The following is a 13,439-nucleotide window of genomic DNA, read 5'->3' on the forward strand; positions in this document are numbered from 1 at the left end:
TCAAGTTTAAATCACTTGTAAATGATTATATATATGCTATTTTTTTAACCTCAACATCGTAATCAAGCCAACTCATAATGTTAATAGAAAGAAATCTTATTATAAGCTATTTCTTATCAAATCTTAGGGGTGATGTTTTGAAAAAAAGATATATTTTTGCGTTTATAATTTTTTCCTTTTTAATCTTATTAATTGGCTGTGTAAAATCTGAAAACAAGAAGATATTAAATCCACTTAATGATATTCCAATAGATTCAACTAAAAGAATTGAATTTTCAAATCTAACTATTACTAGTGATGAAAAAGAGATAGGTAGGAGTAAAATGGTTACTGATGAAATTGATATAAAAATCATAAGTGAATACTTAAAAACAATAAATTGTGTATCAAGTACTCAGGAAGAAAAAGATCCTGACTTTCAAATTTCATTAATAGATAATGTTGAAAAAGAAAAGAGCTATATATATTCAATAGGAATTTCTAATAAGCAAATTTATATCTATAAATATAGCGATAAAGATTCAATTTTTTCAGTATATGAATATTCAGATACTGAAGTTATTGAGGAGTTAAGAAAACTATATAATGATATGAATTATAAAGAAGAACTTCTTATGAAAAAATAATAACTACCATATGTATGTGATCCAGACAAGCATTCGCTTCGATTATTTCTACCCCACTTCTTATACATATAGTTCTTAATATTTTTCCATACAAAATATTACAAACTAATTAAGAAAATATGATGATGATAATACAGTATTTAAAATATGTTATAATTTATTTATAAGAATATTATGACAAAAAGAAAGGTGAATAGTATGAGTAAATTTGTTAAAAGTATTGTATGTACTCTAGGTATCTGTTCATTATTTTTTGTTGGATGTAGTAATAAAGTAACTGGAAATGAAACTAACACTGAATCAAAAATAGAAAATTCACAATCAAATACAGAAAATGGTTCTGATAAAATAAATAATGAAAATGACGTATCTTCTGAAAATAAAACAGAAATTGGAACTAATTCATCAAATGATGATTCAAATAAAGATCAAAGTATAAATTCATCATCAAATGAAAGTAATACTGAATCTTCACAAGATACAGTATCTCAAAAACAAATGTATCTAAATAAATTAAATACATTAGCTGATAATTTAGATGAAACTCGTGATGAAAGATATGCTGGTCCTACAACTTTAGATATTACTGAAGCAGCTAGTGATGAGTATAAACAATGGGATGATATTTTAAATGAAATTTATTCTGTATTAGAGCAACAGCTTTCGCAAGAAGACATGGATAAATTAAGAGCAGAAGAAATTGAGTGGATTAATACTAAAGAATTAAAAAGTAAAGAAGCAGCCGACAAATATAAAGGAGGATCAATAGCACCGTATATGTCTATAGATAGTCAAATAGGTAGTACAAAAGAAAGATGTTATGAACTAGTTAATCAATATATGAAATAGCATATTATATGATTCATAATAATAACTTATATACAATTTAAACAATACTTAGTAAAAATAATCGTCTTTTATTGAGATATTTAACTTACGCTATGTTTAAAAAAATAATGCTAAAAATAATGTATTTAAAAAGGAGGTTTAGCATCTTTTGGTATAATAATTTCCAAATTAATTTGGAATCCTAATTGATGAATATGTATAATATTGTTTTTGCATTTAATGTTTTCATAACAATATTATGTGCAAAAGGGAGGATTCGAATTCGAATTCTCCCTTTTTATCGGCTAGTATCAAAAGTTATTTTGATACAGCTCTTTTTTTAATTCAAAAATTCAAAAACTTTTCTACTCACAATCAATAATGATAACTAAGGTTCAAATGAATAAAATCCCTATTACTTTATTTTATAAAATTTATATTTAATCCCAGGTTTACTAGTTCTAGTAGATTTATTTTAATATTGTATTAAAATAAATCTAGGAGTATCTTTTTAACACCCCTAATATATTATTTTAAAAAGGAGATGTACTATGTATAATGAATAAAAATCTAACTTTAAAATTATTATTATTATTATTATCTTTGTCACTTATCTCATGTGGAAAAAAAGATATTATTTCTAAATCTAATAATGAAACTCAAAGTTCTATAAAAAAAGAAGATAATAATGAAAATCAAGACACTACCTCTAATGTAAAAGAAGAGAATAACGAAAATCAAGATACTACCCCTCCTGAATTATTTATTATTGCAGGAGGAACAAATAAAGTACCTGGAATTTGTGAATATTATTTAAAAGACATTAATATTACCCCAGAAATCAAACCTTCAGTTATTACTGAAAGCTCTTCCTACTATGATGTGGAAAACGCTGATAATATTTATATAGATGTAATTCTTGATGTATATAGTTTGGGTAATGAATCTAAACTTGCTGACGATATAATAGCTACAAAAATAAAAATCAAAAATAATGAGTATTCTTGTTTTTCTCTTGTAGAGAGTGCTGATGGATCTGATTTAGAAAAATCTGCTTCAATAAACCCACTAGAAACAAGAACAATTCATTACGTAGCCGAAGTACCTATAGCCGACTCAACTAATGGTGAATTAGAGGTTATCTTAACTATAAATGGAAAGGATTTTAGTAATAAGTTTAGCTTAGACAGTCTTCAAAGTTCAGTAAAAGAAAATACACAACAAAGCTCTCAACAAGACGTAAAACAAGGCTTAACTGAAGAAGAATACTATATGATAATAAAAGAAGCTAAACAACGTCAACAAGATTATATTGATTCTATTGACGATCCTAAAGTTAAACAATCAGTACAAACCCCATATTCGGCTGCTATTGCAGAGTCAACAGCATTATATATAAAATATCCAGATGATACTGATACTATAGATGCAGCTCTGAAGAGAGTTCTTAATGGTGAATAATTTCATGACTCTAGAAAAATCTAGTGAATACTAACTTATATAAAAAATTATACTTCAAATACATCTTATCTTTTATAAATGTTACGTTATTTCGCTAAAAGTATCTTTAGTGTATAAAAAAAGGAGCTGTATCAGATTAAACTAATAAATTCAATCTGATACAGCTCTATATTGGATAAACTTTTATTTAATTTTCATAATTTATTACCTGTTTATCTCTATATTCAAATATTTTTATTTCTTTTCCATCTAAGTCTTCTTTATTCATATCAATTGCATTTATTTGATTATTATTGTATGTGTTGTAATAATATATTCCTTTTTCTTGGCACATACATGATGTATATTGTGTTATATCATTGAGATTTTGAGGGGTAACTACCGCTCCTCTTATCATTGCCACTCCACTTAGTATATGGAAAAATTCAATAATTCCAGATAACTCATCATCACCTAAAACTGCGTTACTTCTTAAAAAGGCTGCTTTTACAAATCTTGATGTAGATGAAAAGTCTCCTGGAAGTTCCCTTCCACCTGCTCCTTGACCTAATGGATTTATTTTTTCCTCTCCCCAAATTGTTTCAGATGGCTGGGTAGGAGAAACTTTCATATATTGAACTAAATTTGTAATATGCCAATCAAAGGTTGGTGCATTAGTTAAAACTCCTACCTTATTTTCAAATATTTTTAATCCTTCAATTGTATTTTCTATAACTATACAATCTCCCTTTGAATCTGATACTATCCAATGAAGTGTTGGCAATGGTGTATTTTCATTTATTGGCTTACCTACTAAATGTATATTTTCTAGTTCTTTTCTAAGCTCTGCTATGCTTTCAAACCTTCCTACTATCCAAAGAATTAAATCATATGGCGGAATATTTATTTTTCCTTCCATAGTTTCCTCATGCCAATGCGAATATTTAGGGAAGTTTAATCCCGCACAAGCCAAGCCTTTTTCATTCATTGCTTCTGCATAGCATGGATGATTATCTATTATAGTTCCCATGCCTATCATTGCATATTTAGTTTTCTCTTTTTTATCAGTTGCTCTGTTTACATAACTAAAATTTCTTGGTACTAAAGTAACTGATTGATTAAAAGAAAACTCTATATCCATATTTCTTCCAAATAAATGATATCCATCCTTAGTTTTTAATGTTAAAGCTGTACACATATATTTTCATCCTTTCATATAAATCATTTTTAATATATACCTATCATTTGTAAAATTATATTATAGTTTTATTTTTTATCTACAACTTTCTTAGATTTCTTTTCTAATACTAATTTTCCAATACATATCATAAATAAAGATAGCACTACTAATAATAATGAATTATTCATAACACTACCTGTTTGAGGTAACTTATCTGAATTATTATTTGTTTTATCATTATTATCATCTGGTTTATTTATACTATCCTCAGCCTTAGGTGATTCTTCTGGTTTAGTTGTATTATCATCTTCACCATTATTATTGTCATCTTTATCTTCTTCTATTACTGTAACACTTATCTTTTTAGTACTAATAGCACCATTACTGTCAGATACACTATAGTTAACCACATATTCCCCAATTTTACTATTATCTACAGTATTTTCTATAATCTCTATAGATGATGTCAAATCGCCATCTTCCTCATCATAAGCTGTTACATCTTTTAATGGATCAAAGTTCTCATTTAGTTTTATTGTTTTATCATTTGCTGTTATAATTGGAACACTATTGATAGTTAATGCTGATAAGTATATTCTGTATTCTTCTATATGAGATTGAAATTCAGTAGATTCATTATCTACTATTTCAAATAATTCTTCTAGTGTGTACTTTCCTTCTCTTACATAACTATTTCCTGTTAATTTATCTATAAAATTAGTACTTAAATATTGGAACTTATCTGGATACACATCTCTAATTGTATATAACATAGCATAGCCTGTCTTAACAGCATTAAAGCTATCTCTATCAGTTACATATACTTGAACTCCACCACATACTTGATTTTTTCCTGTTGGATAATTTGCAGTATCTGAGGCTGAATACTTTGAAAATTGTGGTGTAAATGAAGCTGCTCTAAATTTTACTCCTGATAAGTTTAGTGAATTTAATTCATTAGCTAAATCTATAGCATTAATCCATGGAGCCCCTATTAGTTCAAATGGTCTTGTTGTTCCTCTTCCTTCAGATACATTTGTCCCTTCAAAGATACAAGTTCCTGTATATACTATTGCTGTATCTAAAGTTGGCATATTTGGTGAAGGCATTACCCATGTATCTAAACCAGTCTCATCATAATACATATCTTGTGACCATCCACTCATCTTCACTACTTTTAAGTCACAATTAATATCAAACTTATCATTAATATATTGAGCGTATTCACCAACAGTCAATCCATATCTTTGAACTATAGGATACATTCCAACAAATGAACTATACTCAGTATCAAGTAAATTACCTTGCACTTCACTAGATACTGGATTAGGTCTATCAAATACAACAAATGTTTTATTATTTTCAGCACATGCTTCCATTGCATAAGCTAGTGTATTTATATATGTGTAAAATCTCGCACCCACATCTTGCATATCATAAGCTAGTATATCAACATCTTCAAGCATTTCTGCTGTTGGCTTCTTTGTTGATCCATATAAGCTATAAACTGGAAGTCCAGTAATATTATCTATTTCACTTCCAACGGTATCTCCTGCTTGTGCATATCCTCTAATACCATGTTCTGCTGCAAATAATGTTGTTAAATTAGTCTTTTCATATAATACATCTATAGAGCTTTTAAAATTACTATCCATACCAGATGGATTAGTTATTAGTCCAACTCTCTTATCTTTAAATATATCTAAATTTTCTTCTATATTATCTATACCAAGTTTAATACTATTAATATTTTCTTCGTTATTATTTGAATCTTCATAAATATAATACTTTTCTGTTTTAGCCTTAAATTCATTAGATTCCTTATCTACTATTTCAAATAATTCTTCTAATGTGTATTTTCCTTCTCTTACATAACTATTACCTGTAAGCTTATCTATGAAATTAGTACTTAAATATTGGAATTTATCTGGATACATATCTCTAATCGTATATAACATAGCATAACCTGTTTTAACAGCATTAAAGCTATCTCTATCAGTTACATATACTTGTACTCCACCACAAACTTGATTTTTTCCTGTTGGATAATTTGCAGTATCTGCTGCTGAGTATTTTGAAAATGTTGGAGTAAATGATGCTGCTCTAAATTTAACACCTGGTAATTCTAAAGAATTTAATGCATTACTAAGAGACATAGGTTCAATCCAAGGAGCACCTATTAATTCAAATGGTCTTGTGGTTCCTCTTCCTTCTGATACATTCGTTCCTTCAAAAACACAAGTACCAGTATAAACTATTGAAGTTGTTAATGTAGGCATGTTTGGTGAAGGCATTACCCATGTATCTAAGCCTGTTTCATCATAATACATGTCACGAGTCCAACCTTCCATCTCTACTACCTCTAAATTACAATTTATATCAAACTCCTCATTTATAAACTTTGCATATTCCCCTACTGTCATTCCATATCTTTGAACTATAGGATACATCCCTACAAATGAACTATAATTTAAATCTAATAAATTTCCCTGAACCTCTCCCCCAACTGGATTAGGTCTATCAAATACAACAAAGGTTTTATCATTTTCAGCACATGCTTCCATGGCATATGCTAATGTATTTATATATGTGTAAAATCTCGCTCCTACATCTTGCATATCATAAGCTAGTATATCAACATCTTCAAGCATTTCTGCTGTTGGTTTTTTAGTAGAACCATATAAACTATGAACTGGAAGTCCAGTAACTTCATCAACTTCATTTCCTACATTATCTCCTGCTTGTGCATTGCCTCTAATTCCATGTTCAGCTGCAAATAATGTTGTTAGATTAGTTTTTTCATATAATACATCTATTGAACTTTTAAAATTACTATCCATACCAGATGGATTAGTTATTAATCCAACTTTTTTTCCATCAAATATAGCTAAATTATCATCTAAATTATCTATACCCAATTTAACTTGTTTATTACTACTTGCATTTACAGTTTTTATATCTTTAGCCTGAAATAATACTGAAGAAATTAAAAATCCACATGTAATTATTCCAATTTTTCTTTTTAACTTTAAATTCATCAAATTACCCCCATTTTATAACCATCTCTCAATATCTTTATAAGAGATATAATAATTTTTTAATTTAAAAGGTTAAATAATCATAAAGTATAATATAAACTTTAGTGCATCATAGTATTATGGACATGATAAAACTCCCCAACCATTTTATCTTAAATATAGCTATTTTTATCTTTAATCAAAGATAGTTATTTTTATCAGTAGAATTTCTACTCTATATATTTCCCCCCTTCATTTTTAAATATTATATATACAAATATATTTATATTAGTAACAAGTTAATCCCAATTACGTTTACAATTATTGTCATTATACCATATTAGAAATTTCATTTCAATTTATTGTAATTTTTATTTTATTTTATTTCAATTACGCATTCTTAAATTTTTTCCAAATTTTAAGGATGCCCAATTGGACATCCCTTTAGTTATATTTATAAATAATCTTCAAATAATTATTTTATCCTCTGGCTACCATCCGTAACACTTCTATCCTCTTTAGGTATGATTAAAGACTGTCACTCACTTAGATAAGTTTTTCTAAGCCTCACTTGATTAAAAGTCCTGCTCCTTTATTCTTCATAAATTCCTCCTTATGTCTTAAATATCCTTAGTCTTAATCCAATTCTTATTTATATATTAACAAAGATATATAAAATTTTTTATCAAATTTTGAAAATATTAAGAAGCACATATTAAAACTAGAATATCCAAAATTTATTAGAAGATACTTGTAAAATATGCTAATATATTATTACCAAATTAATAAATATTTGTATTTTATAACTTTGAATAATATAAATATTTAAATTTATATTAGTAGGGAGAAAACAATGTATAAATATAACTTTGTTAATAATGATGAATTTAAAATAGCTTACAAAAAATGTCATAATAAAAATTTTTTAAAAAGTAATATAATTCTTATTGGTATAATTACTATCCTATTATTTTTATTAATATCCTTATTTTTTAATATATTTTCTGAAGATAAACCCTCATCTTTTCCAATTGTAATTATAGTATTATTGATGTTAGAAATATTATTATTCCTTATATCTTACAAACAAGAAAGAAAAAGAGTATTAAATAGCACATCTAACTATGAAATTATCCTTTCCTTTGATGATAAAGGAGTATTAATTCTTCAAGATAATATAGAGAAACATATTAACTGGAGTGCTGTTAGACATGTTATTGTAGATAGTGATAATTTATCATTCACCTTTAATGTTGCTGGTTTTCTAAGTAATTTCTTTTACTTTAAATTCTTTGATGCTCCTAAAGATGAAATAATAAATGATTTGAAAAAATATACAAAGGTAAAGGAGTTGAAATAGTATGAATTTTGAATTTAAACCAACTGAAAACATTGTAGCCTTTAAAGAATATTTAAGCTTTTTAACTAAAACTTTACCAGGTGTTAGAATTTATAAAAAAACTATTTATCCAATTGTTATACTAATTTTATTTTACTTTTCCACCATTGTATTAAGTAAAACTTATGATATTTTCCATTATATTATCGTAATTACAATCATAGTAATTTTATTTTATTATTTATTATTTTTATTAATTTTTAAAATTGTTAAGAATAAAAAAAATAAAGTTTTAAAGAATAATGCTATATATTGTGATTTGGAAAGTACTTTTTTCTTTACTATAGATGATGATTACTTAATAAGAGAAAATGAATTTAGTACTATTAAGATTCATTTAAGTAACATTAAAGATATTATTCTTTTAAATAATGGTTTAGTTTTATCTATAGGAAGTGGACATAATTCTATTTTTATTCCAACAACTGTACTACCAGTATCCCTTGAAGAATTTATATCTTTAATAAAAGAGAAAAATCCATCTTTAATGGTCTTTGAAGAGTTTGCTAGATTAAAAAAATTGAAGAAAAAAATTTATATTTCATTTGTACTTATGATTATTTTAACTTTTGTTACTAGCTTTTTTATTGGAAAGTATAATTTTAAAAGATATGATCTAATACTTACTTCTGATTTAACAAAGCAAAATTCTACCAATTTTACTTCTGGAGATAATTTACATTATATCTATGAAAATTTTACTTTAGGATTTTCATTAGCTTTACCAGGCAAGTGGGAAGGCAAATTTGGAATAGAAGAAAAATCCGATAGAGTTAACATATATTATCTTGCAAATGGTAAACAAAGCCATGATACTACCTTATTATTTTCTGTAAGAGGATTAGATGTATTCTTTAATACTATTGATTTCTATATTATTAAAAATGAAGGATTATATCTTTTTGTAGGCCCAACTAAAATAGGGCTAAAAAGAGGTTCAAAAGAGCTTTTAGAGTACGAAGAACTCTATAATGATATAAAAAATATTAAATTATATAGGAATACATATAATCAAGGTTAAATATTTAAAAGCACATAAATTCATCATAAAATATGAATTTATGTGCTTTATAATTTATTTTAACTTATTTAATACATAGTCTACTTCTATATTGGTTGTTATTAATAATCCATCTTCATCTATATCAAATAAATGATTATGATGCTCTGCCCAAGTATTTGAATTACATAAATTCTTAGTTCCTACATGAATATATGTGCCTGGAACTTCTATTAAGAACTCTGCAAAGTCATCTGCTCCTAATCTCTTTGGAGCATTGGTTATTACATTTTCTTCACCAATTATATTATTAGCAATAGCTGCTACTTCTTCACTGACTTTTTCATCATTTATAAGTGGTGAGGCATAATCTTTAAATTCTACTGTAACTTCTGCCCCATATGCTTCCCCAATGGATTTTGCTATTTTTTCTACATTTTTATTAGTTTTTTCTCTTGATTCAAATGTAAAAGTTCTTGTTGTTCCTTCTAATACAACTTCTTCTGCTACTGCATTGTAAATAGTTCCCCCACTAATTAAACCAACGCCTACTACTACTGTATCAACAGGGTCTGTTTGTCTACTTACTATTGATTGTAAATTAACTACTATTTGACTTGCAATATATAAAGCATCTATTGATAGATGTGGGACAGATACATGTCCACCTTTTCCCTTAACTATTATCTTAAAATAATCACAGGAAGCTGATATAGGTCCACTTGTCACTGATACCTTACCAACATCTATATGTGAAGATACATGAGCTCCAAGTATTTCTTCTACTCCATCTAGTGCTCCTTCTTTAATAAATATCTTGGCTCCTTGTCCGATTTCTTCTGCTTGTTGGAAGAATAATCTTACTTCTCCATTTAATTCTTCTTCTCTTTCTTTTAGTATTTTTGCAGTGCCAAGAAGACTAGCTGTATGTGCATCATGACCACAAGCATGGTGAAATCCTTCATTTTGTGATTTGTAATCTACATCTTTATCATCTGGAACCTTAAGAGCATCTATATCTGCCCTTATAGCTATAACCTTATTTGATGAATTTTTTCCTTTTATTATTCCTAAAACTCCTGTTTCACCAACTCTTTTATGTGGAATATTTAATTTATCTAATTCTTCTTCGATTCTTTGTGCTGTTTTATATTCCTTTAAGCTAACTTCTGGATGTTTATGAAATTCTCTTCTTAGAGAAGTAATATAATCTTTTTCTTTTAATACATATTCTTTTATACTCATTTTAAAGCCCCCTTAATTCTAATGCCTACTTCCAAGTTGGTATATATGCACCCTTATATACCTCTTCTATAACTTGTGCAACTTCATCAGATCTAAATTCATCTACAACTTTTTTATAAGTTTCATTATCTTTATCTTCTGTTCTTGCTACAATTACATTTATATATGGGTTATCACTACCTTCATCAGCTTTTTCTAAATAAATAGCATCTTCACTTGGATTAAGTCCTGCATCAACTGCATGTCCACCATTTATTAATGCTGCAGCTACATCCTCTAATAATCTTGGAGTTTGTGAAGCTTCCACTTCTACAAATTCTATATTCTTAGGGTTTTCAACTATATCACTTAAAGTTGGTGTATATCCTGCTGCCTCATCTACCTTTATAACTCCAGCTGCTTCTAAGACCTTAAGTGCTCTTCCCCCATTAGTTGCATCACTTGGTATTGCAATAGAATCACCATCTTTTAATTCGTCTAAAGATGTTATTTTATTTGAATATATTCCAAGTGGAGCTATTATTGTCTCTCCTATAACAGATAAATCAAATCCCCTATCTTTAATATCTTGATTTAAATATGCCTTATGTTGGAAAGAATTTAAATCTATTTCTCCATCTGCTAATGCTTGATTAGGCTGACTATAATCTGAAAAAGTAACAAGCTCTAAAGTTATACCTTCTTCTGCAAGATTTTTTATTACAGGTTGCCATTGGTCACTATTATCACCAACTACTCCAACTTTAATAATATTATTATCTTTACTTGATTCTCCTGCCCCACAGCCTGCTAATGATAAAAGTAATACTCCTGATAATACAATATTTAATAATTTTTTAGCTTTCATATTTAAAATCTCCTTTTTATTTATTTCTTATTGCTTTTTAATGTGTTGTTCTTTTTATTATTAAATTTCCTGCCCCTTGAATTATATTTACAAATATAAGTAGTATTATTACAGTTACGAAGGTTATATCTACTTGATATCTTTGATACCCGTATCTTATAGCTAAATCACCAAGTCCCCCTCCACCTATTGATCCTGCCATAGCTGTTAATCCTACTAAACTTATAAAAGTTATAGTGGTTGCTCTTACTATGTTTGGAATGCTTTCTTTTAAATAAACTCTAAAAATTATTTCAAAAGGTGATGATCCCATTGCCTGTGCTGCTTCTATTACTCCCCTATCAATTTCAGATAAAGCACTTTCTATCTGTCTTGCAAAAAATGGTATAGTACCAAAAACTAAAGGTACATAAGATCCCTTTGTTCCAATAGCAGTTCCCATTATAGCCCTTGTTAATGGAATTACTGCTGCCATTAATATAATAAATGGAATTGATCTTGTTATATTTATTATTTTTTCTAAAACATAATATACTGGTTTATTTTCTAGTATATTTCCTTTTCCTGTTACAACTAAGATTACTCCTAAAATAAGTCCTATAACAAAAGAAATTACTCCTGCTACTAAAATCATAAGTAATGTTTCTCCAGTAGCCTTATAAATTTCTGGTAGCTTTGTTATTGCATTAGGCAGTAATTTTTGTACTAAGCTTTCCATCTTTAATCACCTCAACTTCTACCTTATTTTCTTTAAGATAATCTATAACCTTATGAATTTGTTCTTCTTCTCCTCTTATTATTACTATTAGTCCACCAATAGGCGCTTCTTGAATTATTTCTACATTTCCAAAAATAATGCTTGTATCTACATTAAACTCTCTAGATACTATTGAAATTATTGGCTCGCTTGTACTATTTTCTAGATATTTTAGTTTTAATATCTTTTCATTTTCTTTTATATCTACAACTGACGATTCATCTTTAATCAAGTCATAAATATTAGTTAAAGAAGATGTACTATCTATAAAGCTCTTTGTGATCTTTTCTCTAGGTTCTGAGAAAATTTTAAATATATTTCCTTCTTCAACAACTTTTCCATTTTCCATTACAGCAGCTCTTGTACAAATTTCTTTTACTACTTGCATTTCGTGAGTAATTATTACTATTGTTATTCCAAACTTTTTATTTACTTCTTTCAATAGCCTTAATATTGATTTTGTTGTTTGTGGATCTAATGCACTAGTTGCTTCATCACAAAGTAAAACTTTTGGATCATTAGCTAAAGCTCTTGCAATTCCAACTCTTTGTTTTTGTCCCCCACTTAACTGAGAAGGATAAACATTAGCCTTATCTTCTAGTTCAACAAGTTTTAATAAATCATTAACCTTACTATTTATCTCTTCTTTTGAATATCCATTTCCCTTGAGAGGATACGCTATATTTTCAAATACAGTTCTAGATTTCATAAGGTTAAAATGCTGAAATATCATGCCTATCTTTTTTCTTTCTTCTCTAAGTTCTTTATTTGATAAGCTTCCAAGTTCTCTTCCATCTATAACTACCTCGCCACTAGTTGGCTTTTCTAAAAAATTTATACATCTAACTAATGTGGACTTTCCTGCTCCACTAAAACCTATAATTCCGTATATCTCACCTTTTTTAATGTTTAATGTTACATCCTTTAATGCTTCTACTTCTCCAACTTTCGTACTATAAATTTTGTTTAAATTTTTTAATTCAATCATATTTTCCCCTCCCCTGTTATATACAATAATTAAAAATATAATTTCTTAGAGATTAAAAAAAGGTACAAAAAAACTGCTTTCTAAAAAAATAAGAAAGCAGTGTAATATACAT

Annotated in this window: 11 protein-coding genes and 1 pseudogene; 5 read left to right on the top strand and 7 right to left on the bottom strand. The window is 27.5% G+C overall.

All coding sequences use genetic code 11. The features are described 5' to 3' along the window. Nucleotides 1-137: 137 nt before the first annotated feature. Nucleotides 138-626 (top strand): hypothetical protein, encoded by a 489-nt coding sequence (locus ACQPUY_RS07760; RefSeq protein ID WP_430840578.1) that lies wholly within the window; start codon nt 138-140, stop codon nt 624-626. Here ACQPUY_RS07760 and ACQPUY_RS07765 read toward each other — a convergent pair. Then, nucleotides 622-714, bottom strand: a pseudogene (locus ACQPUY_RS07765) (IS200/IS605 family transposase); the annotation flags it as partial. The gene ACQPUY_RS07760 and the pseudogene ACQPUY_RS07765 sit on opposite strands and share 5 nt — an antisense overlap. Nucleotides 715-824: 110 nt before the next feature. Here ACQPUY_RS07765 and ACQPUY_RS07770 point away from each other — a divergent pair. Together ACQPUY_RS07770 and ACQPUY_RS07775 are read left to right on the top strand one after the other, a co-directional pair. Then, nucleotides 825-1,475, top strand: coding sequence for a lysozyme inhibitor LprI family protein (locus ACQPUY_RS07770; RefSeq protein ID WP_430840579.1), 651 nt, complete (start codon nt 825-827; stop codon nt 1,473-1,475). A gap of 537 nt (nt 1,476-2,012) precedes the next feature. Then, the gene (locus ACQPUY_RS07775; RefSeq protein WP_430840580.1) at nt 2,013-2,915 is read left to right on the top strand and encodes a hypothetical protein; all 903 of its coding nucleotides are present in this window, start codon (nt 2,013-2,015) and stop codon (nt 2,913-2,915) included. 187 nt (nt 2,916-3,102) lie between these two features. Here the strand turns inward: ACQPUY_RS07775 and bsh are convergent, their stop codons facing one another. Then, nucleotides 3,103-4,092, bottom strand: a complete 990-nt coding sequence (gene bsh, locus ACQPUY_RS07780) for a choloylglycine hydrolase (RefSeq protein ID WP_430840581.1) — start codon at nt 4,090-4,092, stop codon at nt 3,103-3,105. A 68-nt stretch (nt 4,093-4,160) separates the two neighbouring features. Then, a complete protein-coding gene (locus ACQPUY_RS07785; RefSeq protein WP_430840582.1) occupies nt 4,161-7,112 on the bottom strand; it encodes an exo-beta-N-acetylmuramidase NamZ domain-containing protein in 2,952 nt (983 codons plus the stop codon). 832 nt (nt 7,113-7,944) lie between these two features. Between ACQPUY_RS07785 and ACQPUY_RS07790 the strand changes: the two genes are divergently transcribed. Then, on the top strand, nt 7,945-8,451 hold the full coding sequence (locus ACQPUY_RS07790) for a hypothetical protein (RefSeq protein WP_430840583.1): 507 nt from the start codon (nt 7,945-7,947) through the stop codon (nt 8,449-8,451). Between the two features lies 1 nt (nt 8,452). Next, complete coding sequence (locus ACQPUY_RS07795) at nt 8,453-9,511, top strand: hypothetical protein (RefSeq protein WP_430840584.1); 1,059 nt, start codon at nt 8,453-8,455, stop codon at nt 9,509-9,511. A 54-nt stretch (nt 9,512-9,565) separates the two neighbouring features. On the opposite strand, the gene ACQPUY_RS07800 is transcribed toward ACQPUY_RS07795, so the two are convergent. Genes ACQPUY_RS07800 through ACQPUY_RS07815 form a run of 4 tightly spaced genes read right to left on the bottom strand, consistent with a single transcriptional unit; the run spans nt 9,566 to nt 13,327 of the window. Next, nucleotides 9,566-10,735 carry a M20 metallopeptidase family protein gene (locus ACQPUY_RS07800; RefSeq protein ID WP_430840585.1) on the bottom strand — a complete coding sequence of 390 codons (1,170 nt, stop codon included), beginning with the start codon at nt 10,733-10,735 and terminating at the stop codon, nt 9,566-9,568. Between the two features lie 25 nt (nt 10,736-10,760). Further along, nucleotides 10,761-11,582: a MetQ/NlpA family ABC transporter substrate-binding protein gene (locus ACQPUY_RS07805; RefSeq protein ID WP_430840586.1), complete on the bottom strand. Its 822-nt coding sequence runs from the start codon at nt 11,580-11,582 to the stop codon at nt 10,761-10,763. 37 nt (nt 11,583-11,619) lie between these two features. Continuing rightward, the gene (locus ACQPUY_RS07810; protein WP_430840587.1) at nt 11,620-12,300 is read right to left on the bottom strand and encodes a methionine ABC transporter permease; all 681 of its coding nucleotides are present in this window, start codon (nt 12,298-12,300) and stop codon (nt 11,620-11,622) included. Beyond that, on the bottom strand, nt 12,269-13,327 hold the full coding sequence (locus ACQPUY_RS07815) for a methionine ABC transporter ATP-binding protein (RefSeq protein ID WP_430840588.1): 1,059 nt from the start codon (nt 13,325-13,327) through the stop codon (nt 12,269-12,271). The genes ACQPUY_RS07810 and ACQPUY_RS07815 overlap by 32 nt, the downstream gene beginning before the upstream one ends. Nucleotides 13,328-13,439: the final 112 nt, after the last annotated feature.

It is taken from the genome of Clostridium nigeriense (assembly GCF_050585245.1).
GTDB lineage: Bacteria > Bacillota > Clostridia > Clostridiales > Clostridiaceae > Clostridium > Clostridium nigeriense_A.